Genomic DNA, 19,304 nt, shown 5'->3' on the forward strand with positions numbered 1-19,304 from the left:
AAGAAAACATTATGAAAATAAAAAATATATTTAAGTTTCTAATTATTGCTTTTCTAACAGCACAATTAGGAGCCTGTGTTAGTAATGAAGCAGAACAAAAATTTGATCAAACACCAGCTGAAAGATTAAATGCCCGCGAAAAAGAACTTAATGATCTCTTACTTTCGGCTGAATATGGGTGGAAAGCAGTTTATTTTACAGATAACACACAGCTTGGCGGATTTACACATTTGTTTAAATTTTCTGCTGACGGAAAAGTAGCCATGGCATCTGATTTTGACAGCGATACCAGTACTTATAACAGTGATTACAGTATTGAGATTGGGAGTACAATTAGTTTAGTGTTTACTACTAAAAACAGAATACACCTGTTATCTGATTCAAATAATTTTCCTGTGCCCGGATTAAAAGGCAGAGGATACGAAGGAGATTTTCAGTTTTTATATTACGGGGAGGAAAATGGCGAAATCATTTTTAAAACCAAACGCAGCTTTGAAGAATTACGCTTCGTAAAAGCAACAGTTGAAGATTGGACAGATCTGGAACTAAATACAGAAATGGCCCAAAATGTAATAGGTTCAGAGAAACGTTCTCTTTTTAGGTTATTGGAAATTAATGATGGTACCAATATCCATAAACTAGATTTTAACTATGCACCCAGACCCCGGTTTGCAATTGCAAATTCTGTAGAGCAGGGTTACAATATGAGTTATAATATGGGTATTGCCTTTACAAAAACAGGTATTATTGTAAGCCCGGCTGTAGTGGTCAACGATCAGGAATTAACAGAATTCATTTATGATGACAGCACAGGTAGTTTTACTGCAACGGGTACAAATGGTGTGAGTGCTGCAATTAAATATACTGATAAACCTTTGATTTTAACGGATGATTATACATTACTATTGCCCGGAATTGGAAATGGAAATAATGCCTATGCTTATATACATGATTATACAGAACTTGAAGGAGCAAACTCTGCATTATTTTTATCTTTATTAAATGATATAGAGGAAGCTAACGGTGAACCCCTACAAAGAGCACAATTTTGGTTTAATAATGCTGATGGCACTAATTATGTAGAATACAGATTTGGAAACGTATCATATTATCATTACTTTACTTTAAAAGCAGATGATGTAAACAAAACAATCACATTTATTCCTGATGCCTGGAAATCTGGTCGTAATCCCAAATCACCAACAATCACAGCCCCATCTTTTTTAAAAACACTCGATGATGAATTTATGAATCCTCAAGGTCTTTATTTTGCAGAAATACCGGTTGTTGGTTATAGGGCTTATACTTTTACAAGTACAACAACCCCTTTTAGAATGGTTGCTTACTCATTTCAATAATTAATTTAAATACGATTTAAAAAGAAAATAATCATTACAAGATTCAGAAAAGAGAACTTCCAAAACAAAGATTCACACTCCTGATGATGAAAATTACACACAAATACAAAACGATCCGCATCATACCATTATTTGTCCGGCAAATGCGAGATTAAACAATCCCAATCTGTACTGTACCTACAGTATTTTAAAAAAAGTCGTCTCAATTTAAAATTTGAGGCGGCTTTTTAATTTTTTCATATAAACAAAAATTGTTAAAGACGTAAATTCAGGTATAATCAGCTGCCTGTTTTGTTTTATTAAATTCAGGAACCAATAATTGGTACATTGAAATATATAAATGCTTAAAATTTATAACTTATTCCTGCCTTCAGGAAAAAAGGGGTACCGGGAGTAAAATGAATTTCTTCTACACCAGTCGTTTCATTCTTTAATCTGGATTCTGTGGCAAACTGAGTTTCATTCCATTTTGAATTGAATATATTTTCAATCGATACTCCAAAAACTATTCTTTTAAATGTATAATTTATATTGAAATCAGACATAAAATATCCTTTTGCAACAATCGAATTATCTTCGTTAGCTGGACGATTTTTCATGTATCGGTAACGTAAACCTCCTGAAAAACCTTTCCAGTTTTGAAAACTTAGCCCTCCAGTGGAAGTAAAATCCGGGGCCAGCGGAATGTAATTTTGCCCTTCAGGCTCATTAATGCTTCGTGCATATGTATAATTGGCATCCAGATTAAAAAAGAAATAATCACTTAGCTGATAGCGAACTCCCAAATCAAAACCAGCCCGCCTCGTTTCTCCGCTTGGCTCAACAACTCCTGCATCGCCTACGTATACAAACTCTTGCTGCAAATACAAATACCACAAGGCCGAATTAACAATTAATCTTGGAAACGGTTTCCAAATCGTGCCTAAATCTGTACCAACTGCAGTTGGTAAAATTTCTTTTCCATTATTTGCTGTCACAACTCTGGCATCATTCGAGTGAAACCCCATTCCTGTTTTGAGATAAAATTGTAAATCATTATTTTGTGAGTAAACAAAATTTAGTTTTGGCGATACTTTTACCTTACTTTCGGTCTGTGTTTTGTAATTAGCAGCCAGCTTATCCTGATACCCAAACTTAAAATAATCCAGTCGAACAGCAGGATTAATCAGCCACTTACCCAAACGAATCTCTGAGTTTAAATACGTAAATATATTTGACTCATCAATATCGCCTAATTTAATTTGTTCTAAAGTGGTGCTTCTATTCAGTGTATGTGATAATTCAGTATTGGCTGTGGCATCGTTTCTCACGCCAAATCCCAGTTGAAATAATAAATCAACGGATTCTTTATGAATGTTTTTATTCAGCTCTGCATTGATTCCGAAAAGATTTCTATCTTCTTTTTGCTTAATCTGATCCCCATTTACAGGATCTTCCAGAAAAAAAGTAAAATTCGAAAACAATTCGAATTTATAATTTGAATAAAAGGTATTGGCTTTCAAAAAAGTATTCTCATCGACTGGTTTAATCAATGAAACATTAAAATTAGATCTTGAAGTTGATCCGCCTTCTGTATCATCTACAGATCCAAATCTGGAAATCGTTCCGGCATCCACCAATCGCTGCGGCACTTGTCCTGAGGCATCCCATTTGCTGGTGAAACGGGAAGCTGTAACTGAAAAACGGCTGTTATCTTCTAAAACAAAAGAATATTTTCCAAACAAATTAATTCTGTTAAAATTTTGAGGCGAATCAAATGGTCCGTCAGTAAGAATATATTCGGCAGCAATATAAGCACTTTGCTTTTTGCTATTTCCCAAAAGATCAAACAAACCTACTGTTCTAAAAGTATTAAACTGCCCTGCTTCTACTCTAATACTGCTAAAATCGAGTTTTTCTTTTGTTCCAAAATCAACATATCCGGCCGTTGCAAAATCACCTTTGTCTGCATAATACGTTCCTTTTCCAAAATCTATTTTCTCGACCGTTTCCGGGATAACAAAATGTAAATCGGCATAACCTTGTCCATGTGCATGAGAAACCATATTTACGGGCATTCCATCCACATTAATTGCAATATCAGTACCATGATCGATGTCAAAACCCCTTAAAAATATTTGTTCTGCTTTACCCCCTCCGGCATGCTGTCCAATAAACAATCCAGGTACTTTACGCAAAATTTCCTGCGAAGAATTCACCGGAGTGGTTTCCAGATCAATTTTAGAAATCACATTAATTGCCACTATTTTAGACTGAATAACCACTTCTTCCAGTTTAAAACTATCACTTTCCATCACAATACTAATTTCAGAATTGGTAATGGTATAAATCATTTTTTTGTACCCAAATGCAATTATATTCAGTACATCTCCAATATTAGATTTATCAATATTAAATACTCCGGTTTCGTTAGTATGCGAATGTGTATTTGATTTTGGATTAGTAATCGTGGCGTTTTCTATTGGTTTTCCGTTTTCATCAATAACAATTCCTTTTTGAGTCTGGCTGAAAGTGGTTAAACTAAATAATAATGCGAAGATAAAAGCATGTTTTCTCATATTTAAATCAATTGGCACTTTAAAAACGGTTCAGGAAATGGTAGATTGGTTTGTGTTCTTTTTACGTTTGATCCAGTAGTGTCCTCCAAAAATAGTTAAGGAAAAAAGTGCTAACATAAAAATTCCCCAAGGAGCAAGCCCATAATTATTTTGTATTAGGATTGATATCTTATTTGGTTTTTCAAAAACCCGTTCCGAAATCCAGGCCAGGGAAGCAATTCCGGCTAACAGTGCCCATACAACTCTAACCCATTTATATACAGGAGTCTGACTCAATAGAATTAGCCATGGAATTATGAGAATAACTACAAACATCTGCATTATTTCTATACCAATATTAAAACTCAAAATACTTAAAGCCATAACACCTGCATCTAAATTTAAAACGGAAAGTACTGTCGCAAAAGCCAAACCGTGCACTAACCCAAAACCAGCTGCAACATAAACTTCTTTGTTTGGAAAAATAGGATAAATGGCATGTATTGCAGAAATTAAAATAGAAACAGCAATTAAAATCTCAACAGGTTTCACCGGCAGGTTAACCCAGCCTGATGCTCCAATTAAAAGTGTAACAGAATGTCCAATTGTAAAAGCGGTGACAATTTTCAGCAAACGCATAATGCTGTATTTGGTTCCTCCAAAATTTCCCCATTGTTTTCGATTTATCACCAGAGGGGCCGGTAATAATAAGACAAGCAGAAACAATAGATGATCGGTGCCTTCACGTATATGTTCTATTCCTAAAAAAAACATTCCTTTGAAACCTGTCCACCAATTACCTCCTTTTTCTAAATTTATTTCTAATGGATAAATAAGTGATGATTGGGTGTCTACTCTTATAACGCCAGCTTTTACAGGCTCTTTGTTTGTTTGTCCCAATTCCCAGTCACTACGAATAGAAACCAAAGCACTATGGGTGACCAATTGATGCATAATTACATCATAATCAAAAATGAATTTTCGGGTACTTTCTCCTGTTGGGGGAATAAGAACAAGTTGTACAGTAATTTCCTGATATGGCCCGCTCCCTGTTTGTTCAGCTTTTCCAACAATCATATTGGTCACTTCAACTATCCAGAGTTTATTTTTTTCAGTCATTGGATGAATATGCGCTAATAAATATTCTTTGAGCTGTGATCCAAATCTTTCAATTAAATGCTCAGGGTCTTTTGTAATTTCATGCCCAAAAGCAAGTTCTAATTCCCCAAGAGGCAATTGGAGTTCGACAGAAACCGCTTTAGGATTTACATCTAATAATACAATCGTACTTGGTGTTTGATGCGCAGATATTCCTTGAGAAGTACAGCACATTACCAATGTTAAAAAGAAAAACAACCTCCATCCCAAAGGATGGCGGTTGCTTAAAATTAATTTATGAATCATAGTTTCGTATTATTTTACAATCCGATATAATCACGGGTATGATCTCTAAAAACGGTATGATAATGAATTCCTGAAAGCACTACTCCGCTTTGGCATATAAATTCTATCCAAACACTTGGCCCATCAATTCTCACATAGTCAGTATTTGCTGTTAGGAAACTACTTGCACTTCCTGAAACACCACTATTATTGCTCGCATAGGTTACATAAGTATTGGCCAATTCATTCGTATATAGGGTCGTAAATGTCGCTGCTGACGCTGCATCTACATCATTAATCCAAGGCAGCATTGCTGCTAAAACTTTTGCCTGGGCAGCTGTACTTAATTCGCTTACCTTAATCCCTAATTTTGTAGACGGGAAAGTATTTGTTGTAGAACCAGGTACCATTAAACAGTCAGAAAACGTTGAAGAAGTTTTCGCAGCTGCTAATTCGGCAGTTGAAAAAGAAGCAAGCATATTTGCCATTGCAGCTTGTTCCGATGTTAATGGACTTGTATATGTTGTACCGCTGTAAGTAAAAGAACCTGCCGGCTCAACTGCTTCGTGCATAGGCGTAATACTTGTTACAGCTCCTGCATCATAAGTAATATTTTGAGCGTAATGATGCCCGCCAAACTGCAGCATCCATTTTCCGGTTGTACTTGGTGTCCCTAAAAATGCAATTACATAATTACCTGACGAATACCCGGATGCCGTTGTTCCTAAATAATCATCTGCTGTTCTAATTGTACTAAATTCATCATACCCTTCACCAGAATCAGTACCTGCAGCCGCTTTAATTAATGCTAATGCAGCTGTTTGCTGAGCAGAAGTAAGACTGCTAAATAATAACCCATTTCTACAGGATAAGGCACAAGGCAGATTAGACCATCTTTTGGCATTGGAAAGATTTAGTGTAAGCACCACTGATGTTTGCTGCGTTGTAGTTAATGTAGTCAAAAAAGCATTGGCTAAACAAACTATTTTTGTAACTCCGGTTTCTGAAGAGCAATCTACCGTAGTGGCAGAATTTACCGTTAAAGTAATGGTTACAGTCTGCCCTCCAAATGTAATTACAAAACTGGCAGTCCCTGATGATGCAGGTGTTCCTGTAATAGTGTACGTCAGGCTGCCGGCACCGTTTGCAAGTGTTCCTGCCGTCAGGGTAGCTGTTAATCCGGTGACCCCAGTTGAGGCAATAGCTGTTCCTGCTGAATAAGACACGCCGTTACCGCCTGTGTAAGGGAGTGTAGCAGTTCCTGTATAAGCAACATTAATAGTGGCTGTTGAAGAAAAAACAGCAGATCCGCTTACAAGTGTCGTAACCGAGGCTGAACTAGAAGAGTCATCATCACTTTTGCTGCAGGCAAATACAATTGCTAAAAGGAAAGTAATAACTCCTAATAAAATTAATTTTGTTTTTTTCATAGTAATTTATAGGTTTAAAGGTTTATTGGATTTTCAAACTTCAAAATTATATGATTATTTCAGCGGGGTTCTTTTTTGTGGCCAACAGTACTTTTGTAGTGGTAAGTAAATGAAAATCATCCCCTTTTCTTTTCACAACAATATACACAACTACATTTTCCCATTTCACCACATTTTTTTTGCTGCTGTTTAATATTGTATAATTTTACATCATTATGCAAGAGAAACTAAAATCATATTTGTTTTTAATTATAGGAAGCTTAGTCTTTCTGTTTCTTCCTCTATTGTTTTCTCCTCGTCCTCCTGAGGAGGAAAATTATTTGTTTACAAAAGCTACCCAACGGGATTTTTTAGCCAATTTGTTAATGCTTCTTTTCTTTTTTCTGAATTTTTATGTTTTGATTGAAACTCTTTATATAAAAAAGAAATATGTTTTGTATGGTTTTATTATTATCATTTGTTTATTGATTGTTTGTATTGTACCGTCTATCCTTACAGGTCATAATCCTTTTACCCCGCATAATGAATTTCTTCCCGACATCCATAAACCTGACAGGGATTTTATGCCTAAAAAACGTCCAAACGGATTCTTTTTTCTCGAAGAAATCAGGCATCATATTTTTCTATTTACAGCCGTAATTTTTTCTTCTGCGTTTCTTAGGGAAAAAGTTCGGAACAAAGTCATTGAAAACGAGAAATTACAAGCGGAACTTTCCCATCTTAAAACACAAATTCATCCTCATTTTTTATTCAACACTTTAAATAGTATTTATGCTTTGTCTATCAAGAAAGACGATAAAACTGCCGAAACAATTGTAAAATTATCGGAGTTCATGCGCTATTTGCTTAAAGATTCTAATCAGGACGAAGTACTTTTAGAAAAAGAGATTACCTATATTGACAACTATATTGATTTACAAAAATCACGATTGCGAAATGCGGTCGATTTAGAATATAAAACCAACGGCGATTTTTCAAAGTACAAAATTGCACCATTATTATTATTCCCGTTTATAGAAAATGCTTTTAAATATGGGGTAAACCCTGATGAAAATTCAGTTATAAAAATAGCAATTGAAGTATCTGAAAACCATTTAAGTATGACGGTTTTTAATCACAAAGTAAGCATTATAAATATAGAATCTTCAAAAATTGGCCTGCAGAATACCTATGATAGATTACAGTTATACTACCCCAAAAAGCATACTTTAAAAATTGAAGAAAATGAACATATTTACACTGTAAATCTAAGAATTGAACTAGTATGATAACAGCAATTGCATTAGACGACGAATTACCGGCACTGGAAGTTTTAGAAGCTTTTTGCAATCAAAGCAAAGAAGTGAATTTAATAAAATTCTTTACAAAAACGCAGGATGCACGGTTTTACCTGGAAGAATATCCGATAGATTTACTTTTTTTGGATATCAATATGCCTTCTGTCTCCGGAATTGATTTTTACAAGTCAATCTCACAGCAAACAACAGTAATATTTACAACGGCTTATGCAGAATATGCTGCAGAAAGCTATGAATTGAATGCTGTAGATTATTTAATGAAACCATTTAGTTATGACCGCTTTTTGAAAGCTATTGATAAAGTTAAAAAGCTAAATCAAATTCAAAAAGCTGATAAACAAAATTATATTCTTTTTCGTGTTGATTATGGTTTGACCAAAGTGTTACTATCAGATATTTTATACATCGAAGGATTAGATAATTATTTAAAAGTACATATCAAAAATCAAAAGACTTTGGTTGTGAGAATGACAATGAAAATGTTATTAGAAAAATTACCTTCGCAAGAATTTTGCAGGGTGCATCGTTCTTATATTGTATCCCTATCTTATGTACAGTCTTATCGCAATAAAATTATAAAAATTAACGATCAGGATATTCCGTTAGGGAATAATTATGAGACTGATTTTTTACAGATATTTAATGATTTATCTCAGTAATATTCAGGAAATAATTAAATTTCTTTATATCCCACGGTTGAAACCTTGGGATACAAATCTCATAAAGATATAATGCCCTTCAATGGTTTCAACTGCTGGCAATACTTATAATAAATTGAGTTTTACTTTGTTTGAAAAATTTTCCAGTGTGTATCTTTTCTTATTTACTTCTCCATAACAATATACGCAGGATATGATTCACGATTGGGCAAATCAAATTCTTCATCAAAAGGTTGTGTGCCTTCTCTATTATTGTATAATGCCACACGTTTTACACCAGCTGCTGTGCTGCCGCCAATACCATTAATAACGTTTTGAATATTACCCGGGCCAGCAAAACGGGTGATACACATTTTTTCGAGTTTCACATTTGGGTTGTTAGGCGCTTCAAAGCCATTTTTCTTATTCACATTACCATCAGTTCCTGTAAAAACTGCATAAGAACCCATTCCTATACTATGATAATCTTTTACAGTATTCGCTATTTTAAATGCTGCATAACCATCAACTTTACCTCCCTGACTGCTCCAGCTTGCTTGATTTGGAGCATCGTATGGCGGTTCATTTTGGAAGAAATAAGTTCTGCCGCGTTCTCCTAACCATAAAACTTCATATTCCTGAAAATGTTCTGTAAACAAAGCATAAAGTGTAACATCATTTCCTGCAACAATAAGTCCGTTTTTACATCTGTCCCTTGTCCATCGCAAATCTCCGCCTTTCTGCGAACCATGATCGGCACGCCACAACCAGAAGTGATCGCCCGCCACATTACTGCTGTTTATTTGCATAGCTGTATGTATCTGAATATTTTTTGACTGAACCCCGCCTACTCTACAAGTAATATCTGATAGCAAAATCGGATTTGCTGCATGGTCTGCTTTTGCACCTTCCTCACCAATTCTAACCTGATACGTTGTACTATTAAATGAATCTGTAAGAAGTCCGGCAATGATAATTCCATCCTTGTCATCAGCATAGATACATCCCCAAATATTTTTCTCAGTAGGCTCCAGTGTAACCGAAGCTATACCGGCACCCAGAAGGATTGCATCTTTTCTATTTACCTGAATAGGCGCATTCAACGCATAATGCCCCGGTGTAAAAAATATATTTTTACCTGTCTTTAATGCATTATTGATTTCTACATCGGTGTCACCTTCTTTAGCAACGTACCAATCAGTAAGTAAATCTTGAATTTTACCTTTTCCTATATCAGTTGACGACCATGAAACTCCTACTCTATCTTTTTGCCATGCCGGAACAAATACTTTGTATTCACCATCATTATCCATAAAAAGAAAAGGTTTTTCTCTGATAACAGGTGTAGTAGGAATTGGAGAGTTGACATCATCTGCTTGCGGAGGATTAACACAGCCTTGCCAAACCATATTATATGAGCCGCCCATAGCTCCTGAGCCCGACGGAAAAATAGTATTTCTCGTGTACCATTGCTGCTGTCCGCCCCAATTTGGTCTGTTTGATATATAATGAGTATCGGCAATAAAACCGCCGCTGCCCCAAAAGTTGGTGTTTCCAACATCTGAAATATATTTTGAAGTACTTTCAATCAGCATTCTTCGTGCGCTTGTTGATTGAGAAACTGTCCAGGCAAAATCCCGTATTACTTCTACATTTTCTACAGAACGCCAAAATGTACACGTCGCATTTGCCCCGCCAGAAAGGTGAGGTCTTGTGAAGATAGAACCCAATTTAACATCTGATGGCACTTTGCCCAAACCTCCAATGTGAGAGTAGAACCCTAATTCTATTGAATTGGCCTCTGCCGATGATGCAGAACCCGACCCGCCTGAATCGTAAGTCTGGCCATGAACATTTGCTTTAAAATAATAGGCCTGACGTTTTGTTGTCCATTCACCATTTGCTCCGCCCATGCCAATAGCACTAAATTGCGAATTAATATCAATTCGTGCAGTTTCAGCTTTTTCATATTTTCTATCGTAGAAATACATATTACTGCCAAAAATTTGGTTTTCCAGCGAAACTATTATTGTTATATCGCTGCGAGTAATTTTATAATAGTTCTCGTATTTATCTTTATTTGGTTTATTATCTGTAAATGTCAATTTTGAAGTCGAACCCACCGACACAAAATTGGATGCCAGACGACTGCCTCCCCTTGTAATCACATAATTTCCCGAAGAGCCAAATGCCGGCCACGATAATGTTATGTTATGTTTTTTCTTGTTGAAAACAATTTTACCTTCTGTTTTATTCTCCTGTTTTTTCTTATCAGATGAAGATGAACTGGATGCTGCAAAACTGCATAAAATCAGTATAAACACAAATGCTGTAAATACTGAGGTTAACTTTTTAATCATAAAAATTGTTTTTGGTTTAATAGTTTTTAGGGTTCCTAAAATAGTCATAATCTTTAACCTGTATCTTTCAATTTTCTTATCAAAAACTATACAACGGTGCCAAATATGCCTTTTAATAGCATAAATAAACCGTATACGATATTCTCATTTTTTAATAATAGATTTTTTTTGCGCCCAATAGAAATTAGAAAATGAAAATAATACTACTCTATATTGCTTTAGCCTTTTCAGCAGCAGCCGCAGCACAAGAAAACTCAATTGATACAGACCCCAATGCTGAAAACAGCCAATATATCTTATATAAAGAAAATGCGCACGCTTCTTATTATCATGATAAATTTAATGGAAGAAAAACAGCAAGCGGTACAAGATTCAACAATGATGAGCTGACTGCTGCCCATAAAAAACTTCCTTTTGGCACAAAACTTAGAGTTACAAACGAAAAAAATAATAAATGTGTTATATTAGTAGTTACAGATAGAGGACCTTTTATTAAAGGAAGAGAAATTGACTTAAGCAAAAGAGCTTTTATGAACATTGCTTCAAATATAAAGAGCGGTTTAGTTTATGTAAAAATTGAGATTATAAAATAAAAATCTTGTTCATTATTTTTTATTATTGATATTTTTAGAAAAGAAAAAACAGAATGAGATCATTTCTACAAAGTAAATTTTAAATTCGTTCACTTTTACTGCAAAAACAACTTTCATCATGACCAGAATCTGGTCTGTAATTCTGCTCAAAACTTAAATTAATTTCTGCCGAACACGCACGAAACAACGATTAAGCGAAGTTTCATAAATGTTAACAAAATAGATTTTCAAAAACCATAAATAATTGTATTTTTACGGTTCAAAATTCAGAAAATAAATGGGCAAAATCATTGCGATTGCTAATCAAAAAGGAGGCGTTGGAAAAACTACAACATCTGTAAATCTTGCAGCCTCATTAGGTGTTTTAGAGAAAAAAGTATTATTGATCGATGCTGATCCTCAGGCAAATGCTACATCTGGCCTTGGGATTGATGTAGAATCTGTTGAAGTTGGTACCTACCAAATACTTGAACACAGCCATACACCAAAAGAAACTGTTATACAATGTACAGCACCAAATGTTGACGTTATTCCTGCTCACATTGACCTTGTTGCCATCGAAATCGAATTGGTTGACAAAGAAAACAGAGAATATATGCTTAAAAAAGCATTAGAAAGTGTAAAAGACGAATATGATTATATCATTATCGACTGTGCTCCTTCATTAGGTTTATTAACCTTAAATGCTTTAACAGCTGCCGACTCAGTAGTAATTCCAATTCAATGTGAATATTTTGCACTTGAAGGATTAGGAAAATTATTGAACACTATAAAAAGTATTCAAAAAATCCACAACCCTGATCTTGACATCGAAGGTTTATTACTTACAATGTATGACTCAAGATTACGTTTATCTAATCAGGTTGTTGAAGAAGTTCAAAAACACTTTAACGATATGGTTTTTGATACCGTTATTCAGCGAAATGTAAAATTAAGCGAGGCACCAAGTTTTGGAGAAAGTATCATTAATTATGATGCTACAAGCAAAGGGGCCGTTAATTACATTCATTTAGCTCAAGAAATTATAAAGAAAAACAGTAAATAGTTTTTATGACAAAAGCAATTAAAAAACAAGCCTTAGGAAGAGGATTATCAGCGTTATTAAAAGATCCGGAAAACGACATTACATCAGTAGAAGACAAAAATGCTGACAAGGTTGTTGGAAATATTATTGAGCTTGAAATAAGTGCTATCGAAATAAATCCGTTTCAGCCTAGAAGCAATTTTAATGAAGAATCATTGCGCGAATTAGCCACTTCTATTAAAGAACTTGGTGTGATTCAGCCTATTACTGTTCGAAAATTAGATTTTAATAAATACCAGTTAATTTCTGGAGAGCGTCGTTTGCGTGCTTCAACTTTAGTTGGTTTAACTCATGTTCCGGCATACATTCGTATTGCTAATGACAATGAGTCTCTTGTTATGGCATTAGTTGAAAACATTCAGCGTCATGACTTAGACCCAATCGAGATCGCACTTTCTTATCAGCGTTTAATTGACGAAATTCAATTAACACAAGAGCAAATGAGCGAGCGCGTTGGAAAAAAACGTTCTACAATTGCCAATTATTTACGTCTTTTAAAACTTGATCCAATTATTCAAACTGGTATTCGCGATGGTTTCATTAGTATGGGACACGGCCGTGCCATTATTAATATTGAAGATTTAGACGTTCAGACTGATATTTACCAAAAAATCGTAAGTCAAAATTTATCTGTTCGTGAAACAGAAACTTTAGTAAAAAATTATCACGAAAGTTTACAGCCTAAAGCAGAAGGAAAGCCTAAAGCAGATTCTACGTTTGTGGTTAGGGAAACACAAAAAAACACTTTCAATGATTATTTTGGTTCGAAAGTTGATATAAAAGTCGCTGGTAACGGAAAAGGAAAAATCACAATCCCGTTTAATTCTGAAGCCGACTTTAATCGAATTATAAAATTAATAAACGGATAGTGAATAAAATTGTCCCCATAAGTCTATTGTTCTTTCTCATAGGAACCGTTTCTCTTTTTGCCCAGGCAAAAAAAGACACGGTTTTAGTCGTTAAAGACACAACTGCATTAATAGAAATAGATCCGCTTACACCTGCAAAAGCAGCTTTCTATTCGGCTATTTTACCTGGTTTGGGTCAGGTATACAATAAAAAATACTGGAAAGTCCCGCTCGTTTACGGAGCAATTGGTACAAGTTTATACTTTTATATTGATAACAATAAAAAATATCATGATTATCGTGATGCCTACAAACGAAGATTAGAAGGCTATAATGATGATAAATACCAATATCTTGACGAAAGCAGACTTATTGCCGGTCAGAAATTTTATCAGAGAAACAGAGATTTATCTGCCTTATTTGTTGTTGGCTTTTACGTTTTAAATATCATTGATGCCAATGTTGATGCGGCTCTGATTCAATTTAACGTAAACGAAAGATTATCACTTCGTCCAGAAATTTATCCCGCCGATGTAACATTTAAACCAAATGTCGGACTAACTTTTAATTATCGTTTTTAAATAGTTTCTTCTATTTAAAAATTCACAAATACATACAAAATGAAAATTGCGCTTTTAGGATACGGAAAAATGGGTAAAGTAATCGAACGAATTGCTTTAGAAAGAGGTCATGAAATTGTTTTAAAGAAAGACGAATTCAATACATACGACGGACTTTCGACTGCAGATGTTGCGATCGACTTTAGTGTTCCGTCTGCGGCAGTCGACAATATTACTGCATCTTTTAATGCTAATGTCCCTGTAGTTTCAGGAACAACAGGATGGCTGGAACATTATGATGAAATGATTGCTCTTTGCAATGAGAAAAAAGGAGGCTTTATTTCCAGCTCAAATTTCAGTCTGGGCGTGAATATCTTCTTTGGGTTAAATGAATATTTAGCCAAAATCATGAATCAGTTTGATTCTTATAAAGTTACGATGGAAGAAATTCACCACATTCACAAACTTGATGCTCCAAGCGGAACTGCGATTTCTTTAGCACAAGGCGTTATTCAAAACAGTGATTATTCGAACTGGACTTTAGATAAAGCAAAAAAAGATGAAATTCATATTGAAGCTAAAAGAATTGGAGAAGTTCCGGGTACACATACCGTAAACTACGATTCTGCTATCGACAGCATTGAAATTAAACATACTGCCCACAATCGTGAAGGTTTTGCCCTTGGCGCCGTTATCGCAGCAGAGTGGCTTGCAGGAAAGCAGGGAATTTTCACTATGAAAGATGTATTAAACTTACAATAAATTGATAAAAATTGTGGATTAAACCAAACATTCAATCCAGAATTTGAAACTTAAAATACTATATTATGACTCTTTACTCTTGGTTCGTATTTTTCTTAGCTGTTCAAATTATTCATTTCGTTGGTACTTGGAAATTGTATCAAACAGCAGGGAGAAAAAGCTGGGAAGCGGCAATTCCGGTATATAATTCAATTGTTTTAATGAAAATTATCAGCCGCCCAACCTGGTGGACATTATTACTTTTCATTCCAATTATTAACTTAATTATGTTTCCGGTTGTTTGGGTTGAAACACTTAGAACGTTTGGCAAAAAATCAACTTTAGATACTATTTTAGGGATTTTTACTCTTGGTTTTTACATCTACTATGTAAATTACACACAGAAATTAGAATATAACGCTGACAGAAAATTAACTCCTGAAAACAAAACAGCAGATACTGTAAGCTCTTTACTTTTTGCAATTATTGTTGCCACTTTAGTACATACTTACGTTATTCAGCCTTATACAATTCCAACTTCTTCCTTAGAGAAATCATTATTAATTGGAGATTTCCTGTTCGTAAGTAAGGTAAATTATGGCCCAAGGGTTCCAATGACAACTATTGCTCTGCCAATGGTTCACGATTCTATCCCGTTAACGAAAAGAAAATCATATTTAAGCTGGCCGCAATTACCCTATTTCAGGCTTCCGGCTTTTGAACAAATAAAAAGAAATGACATCGTAGTATTCAACTGGCCGGTTGATACGGTACATTATTTTTATGAGCCAAAAGGAAGACCGGGTGTTATTAAACCAATCGATAAAAAATCAAATTATGTAAAAAGATGTGTTGGTATTCCTGGCGACAGTTTATCAATTAAAGACGGCTTAGTTTTTATCAACGGAAAAAAACTTATTTTACCTGAAAGAGCAAAACCTCAATATTCTTATTCTGTAGCTTTAGACGGAAAAACATCTATTGATTTTGAATCTTTATTTAAAGAATTAGACATTACAGATCCAGCAGGTTTTAGAACTGAAAAAAGAGATACGCTTTATTTTAGAGCTCTGACCGAAGCAAGTGCTGAACGTTTAAGAAATACTCCTGGCGTTACTGCTGTAAAAAGAGAGATTGACAAAGGAAATGACAATGCCATTTTCCCTCATATTAACAAATGGAATCAGGATAATTTTGGCCCAATTTATATTCCGGAAGCTGGTAAAACAGTTGCTTTAACGAATACATCTCTTCCGTTTTATAAAGAGATCATCACGAATTACGAAGGAAACACTTTAGAACTAAGCGGCTCTAAATTTATCATAAACGGAAAAGAAACGAACACTTATACCTTCAAACAAAATTACTATTGGATGATGGGAGACAACCGTCACAACTCTGAAGATAGTCGTTATTGGGGTTATGTACCGGAAAATCACATTGTAGGAAAACCAGTTTTCATCTGGATGAGCTGGGACACAAACGGAAAAGGTATTAACAAAATTCGCTGGAGCAGAGTTTTCACTACCGTTGACGGCGAAGGACAGCCGCAATCGTATTTCAAATATTTCCTAATTATTCTTGCACTATACTTTGTTGGAGAATTCTTCTGGAGAAAAAGAAAACAGAATAAAGCATAATTAAAAAAAAGTTATTTTTGTTTCAGGTTTCAAGTTTCAAGTTCTCACAACCTGAAACTTGAAACCTGAAACTTTTAAACAAATATAGCCAAACGTTTAAAAGTCTAAAGTCATAAAGCCAAGCTTCAAAACTTGTTTTATGACTTTTGACTTTTGACTTTAAAACTTTAGACACACTATGAATTCCTTATTACTTCCTACATATTTTCCATCAATTAGCCACTTTGCAGTTATGGCTCAATCTGAGAATATAACTTTTGAAATGGAAGATAATTTTCAAAAGCAGACAAATAGAAACAGAACGTATATCTATAGTCCGAATGGAATTCAATTATTAAACATTCCTGTTAAGCATTCTAAATCTGCTCATCAAAAAACAAAAGATGTTTTGATTGAAAACGAATTTGACTGGCAGAAACAGCATTTTAAATCCTTAGAGGCAGCTTATAGAAGTTCTCCGTTCTTTGAGTATTTTGAAGATGATATCGTTCCTATTTTCGAAAAGAAACATACTTTCCTGATGGATTTAAATATGGAAGTTTTTGATACGGTTACAAAATGTCTCCGAATGAAATTAGAATTTGGCAAAACTGCTGAATATTTTCATGAAGTTGAAAATATTTCTGATTTCAGATACCTGGCAAATGGAAAAAAAGATCAAAATTCTTTTGAAAAATACACTCAGGTTTTTGATGACAAACATGGTTTCATTAACAATTTAAGTGTTTTGGATTTACTTTTTAACGAAGGTAAGTTTGCAATGGATTACTTAAAAACTCAGCAACTAATATAAGTTATAAGTCAAGATTTATGAGTTTGAAGTGTAATGATGATTTATAACTCATAACTTCTAACTCATAACTTTTTTTAAAACTCTCTACTAAAACTGTTCTATTGAAAGTCTGGTCATTATTGGGTAATGATCTGAATTTTCAAAATCAGAAAAGCTTTCGAACTGCTTTACTTTCATTTTAGTATCTGTAAAAATATAATCGATTCTGGCCGGGTAATATTTAAATTTATAAGTCGCTCCAAAACCTTCTCCTGCTTCTTCAAAAGCATCTTTAAGTTTTCCTTTAATATTACGGTAAACATATGAAAACGGACTGTTGTTCATGTCTCCGCAAATAATAATCGGATTCTTGCATTGTTTGATGTTATCTTTAAAAATTTCAGCCTGTTCCTGCTGCTGTGTAAAACCTTTGCTGATTCTGGCATAAATACGCTGAGATTTCTGCTGGTTTACCTTATCAATATCATCAGAGATCTCACTTACATCAGGAGAAATTTTAATCGACTGCAAGTGCATATTATAAACACGAATTACGTCTTTCCCGCGTTTAATATCAGCATAAATCACATTATTATCTGATTTAGGAAAAATAATATTGCCTTCGTTTATAATTGGAAATTTAGAAAATATTGCCTGTCCGGTTTTAATCTGGTTTCCGTCAATAAAAATATAGCGGTGCGGATACACTTTTAAATCCAGATGCGCTGAGTTTGAATATTCCTGAATACATAAAATATCCGGGTCTTTTTCATCAATAAATGCTTTTATATTTTCCGGGATATCATCACGGTCCAGCCATTTAAAGACATTAAAAAGGCGCACATTATAACTCATTACAGAAAAATCCCTTTCGTCTTTTACGTATTCTTTAGCCGAGAATTTATAGAATTTGCTGATAAAAGTAATTCCGGTAAGCAAAACCAAACCAGATAAAATAAGGCGTTTTTTAAACTGAATTGCCCAATATAAAAAGAAGAGTCCGTTTGCCACAAAAAAGGCCGGCATAAACAAAGTAAGCACCGATAAAAGCGGAAAGCTCTTAGGTGCTAAAAACGGCAAAACATAGACACTAAATGTAAGCACAGTCAGTACTATATTCAAAAAGAACATTATTTTATTAAACCACGAAAGGTTTTTCATATTTTTTTGCTAAGGATTATTTTCCAGCTTTAAATAAAAACTCTTTTTCTTCTTTTGTCAGGCAGTCATATCCAGACTGGCTGATTTTATCTAAAATCTCATCAATTTGCTGCTGCGTTTTGTCTTTTGTAACAATTCTCGATGAAGTTTTTTCTGTAGGTTTTTTGTAATTTTTATGAACTTTTTTAAATGGGGTCGTTGGGGATTTTCTAAATAGATTGGCAAAAAAGTCCAATACCTTAGAAACAATAATACTCAAATCTGTTCCGTTTTGAAGCAGTTTAATAAAGATGAATCCGAAGAATGCTCCGGCTAAATGCGAAATATGTCCGCCCATATTTTCAAGACGTAACTGCATTAAATCTAAAAGCAAAATTACGCCTGTAATATGCCAAAGCTTTACGTTTCCGAAAAGAAATAATCTAACATTCATTAAAGGCTGATACGTTGTAGCAGCAACTAAAATTGCCATAATAGCAGCCGATGCACCAACCATCGAAGCAGAAGTTCCTAGAACATAAAAACTTAATGCAAAAACGATTCCTGAAAAAATTGCACCTAAAATATATAAACCTAAGTATTGTTTTTGAGTAAAGAAGGTCAGGAATAAATTACTGGCGAAGTTTAGCACCATCATATTAAATAACAAGTGCAAAAATCCGAAATGAAAAAATGCATACGTTAAAAATGTCCAGGGCTTAAAAATGAAAACCTGAGGATCTGACGATAATGCCAGACAGTTTGGAAAAACAAACTGACCAGTTGAAAACTGATAGAAAAAAATTAGCGAAACAAGAAAACAGGCGATGTTCCAATAAATAACCTGCATTGCAATGCCGCCTAATTTATATTGAAGTTTTAAATCGTCAAGAATATTCATAAAGTCTTCTTTTGGTTTTTA

The 19,304-nt window shown here is 34.4% G+C and carries 16 protein-coding genes; 10 read left to right on the plus strand and 6 right to left on the minus strand.

Features of this window, described 5'->3' with window-relative positions; genetic code table 11:
• Positions 1–11: 11 nt before the first annotated feature.
• The gene (locus AABD74_RS01040) at positions 12–1,358 is read left to right on the plus strand and encodes a DUF4302 domain-containing protein (protein ID WP_406844431.1); all 1,347 of its coding nucleotides are present in this window, start codon (positions 12–14) and stop codon (positions 1,356–1,358) included.
• Between the two features lie 344 nt (positions 1,359–1,702).
• Here AABD74_RS01040 and AABD74_RS01045 read toward each other — a convergent pair whose 3' ends face one another.
• The 3 genes from AABD74_RS01045 to AABD74_RS01055 are packed head-to-tail and all read right to left on the minus strand — an operon-like array spanning position 1,703 to position 6,708.
• Positions 1,703–3,916, minus strand: coding sequence for a TonB-dependent receptor (locus AABD74_RS01045; RefSeq protein WP_406844432.1), 2,214 nt, complete (start codon positions 3,914–3,916; stop codon positions 1,703–1,705).
• Positions 3,917–3,946: 30 nt separating this feature from the next.
• Positions 3,947–5,299, minus strand: coding sequence for a HupE/UreJ family protein (locus AABD74_RS01050; protein ID WP_406844433.1), 1,353 nt, complete (start codon positions 5,297–5,299; stop codon positions 3,947–3,949).
• A 14-nt stretch (positions 5,300–5,313) separates the two neighbouring features.
• On the minus strand, positions 5,314–6,708 hold the full coding sequence (locus tag AABD74_RS01055; RefSeq protein ID WP_406844434.1) for a DUF3500 domain-containing protein: 1,395 nt from the start codon (positions 6,706–6,708) through the stop codon (positions 5,314–5,316).
• Between the two features lie 215 nt (positions 6,709–6,923).
• On the opposite strand from AABD74_RS01055, the gene AABD74_RS01060 reads away from it, so the two are divergent.
• Complete coding sequence (locus tag AABD74_RS01060) at positions 6,924–7,976, plus strand: sensor histidine kinase (protein ID WP_406844435.1); 1,053 nt, start codon at positions 6,924–6,926, stop codon at positions 7,974–7,976.
• Entirely contained in the window at positions 7,973–8,665 is a 693-nt protein-coding gene (locus tag AABD74_RS01065) for a LytTR family DNA-binding domain-containing protein (RefSeq protein ID WP_232680942.1), read from the plus strand. Before AABD74_RS01060 ends, AABD74_RS01065 begins: the two co-directional genes overlap by 4 nt.
• Positions 8,666–8,829: 164 nt before the next feature.
• On the opposite strand, the gene AABD74_RS01070 is transcribed toward AABD74_RS01065, so the two are convergent.
• Complete coding sequence (locus tag AABD74_RS01070) at positions 8,830–11,004, minus strand: hypothetical protein (protein WP_406844436.1); 2,175 nt, start codon at positions 11,002–11,004, stop codon at positions 8,830–8,832.
• Between the two features lie 191 nt (positions 11,005–11,195).
• Between AABD74_RS01070 and AABD74_RS01075 the strand changes: the two genes are divergently transcribed.
• The 7 genes from AABD74_RS01075 to AABD74_RS01105 all read left to right on the plus strand — a co-directional run bounded on the left by AABD74_RS01075 (position 11,196) and on the right by AABD74_RS01105 (position 17,263).
• Entirely contained in the window at positions 11,196–11,597 is a 402-nt protein-coding gene (locus AABD74_RS01075; protein WP_406844437.1) for a septal ring lytic transglycosylase RlpA family protein, read from the plus strand.
• A gap of 277 nt (positions 11,598–11,874) precedes the next feature.
• On the plus strand, positions 11,875–12,642 hold the full coding sequence (locus AABD74_RS01080) for a ParA family protein (RefSeq protein ID WP_232680938.1): 768 nt from the start codon (positions 11,875–11,877) through the stop codon (positions 12,640–12,642).
• Between the two features lie 5 nt (positions 12,643–12,647).
• Positions 12,648–13,550, plus strand: coding sequence for a ParB/RepB/Spo0J family partition protein (locus tag AABD74_RS01085; RefSeq protein WP_406844438.1), 903 nt, complete (start codon positions 12,648–12,650; stop codon positions 13,548–13,550).
• Positions 13,550–14,110: a DUF5683 domain-containing protein gene (locus AABD74_RS01090; RefSeq protein ID WP_232680936.1), complete on the plus strand. Its 561-nt coding sequence runs from the start codon at positions 13,550–13,552 to the stop codon at positions 14,108–14,110. The genes AABD74_RS01085 and AABD74_RS01090 overlap by 1 nt, the downstream gene beginning before the upstream one ends.
• Before the next feature lie 39 nt (positions 14,111–14,149).
• Positions 14,150–14,851: a 4-hydroxy-tetrahydrodipicolinate reductase gene (gene dapB, locus AABD74_RS01095; RefSeq protein ID WP_406844439.1), complete on the plus strand. Its 702-nt coding sequence runs from the start codon at positions 14,150–14,152 to the stop codon at positions 14,849–14,851.
• Between the two features lie 65 nt (positions 14,852–14,916).
• Entirely contained in the window at positions 14,917–16,470 is a 1,554-nt protein-coding gene (lepB, locus tag AABD74_RS01100) for a signal peptidase I (RefSeq protein ID WP_232680933.1), read from the plus strand.
• Positions 16,471–16,648: 178 nt separating this feature from the next.
• Entirely contained in the window at positions 16,649–17,263 is a 615-nt protein-coding gene (locus AABD74_RS01105) for a WbqC family protein (protein ID WP_232680932.1), read from the plus strand.
• Positions 17,264–17,350: 87 nt separating this feature from the next.
• Here AABD74_RS01105 and AABD74_RS01110 read toward each other — a convergent pair whose 3' ends face one another.
• Together AABD74_RS01110 and AABD74_RS01115 are read right to left on the minus strand one after the other, a co-directional pair.
• Positions 17,351–18,403 (minus strand): endonuclease/exonuclease/phosphatase family protein, encoded by a 1,053-nt coding sequence (locus tag AABD74_RS01110; protein ID WP_406844440.1) that lies wholly within the window; start codon positions 18,401–18,403, stop codon positions 17,351–17,353.
• A gap of 16 nt (positions 18,404–18,419) precedes the next feature.
• Positions 18,420–19,283 (minus strand): rhomboid family intramembrane serine protease, encoded by an 864-nt coding sequence (locus AABD74_RS01115; RefSeq protein ID WP_406844441.1) that lies wholly within the window; start codon positions 19,281–19,283, stop codon positions 18,420–18,422.
• Positions 19,284–19,304 lie beyond the last annotated feature (21 nt).

The sequence above is a fragment of the Flavobacterium soyae genome (assembly GCF_045348165.1).
GTDB lineage: Bacteria > Bacteroidota > Bacteroidia > Flavobacteriales > Flavobacteriaceae > Flavobacterium > Flavobacterium soyae.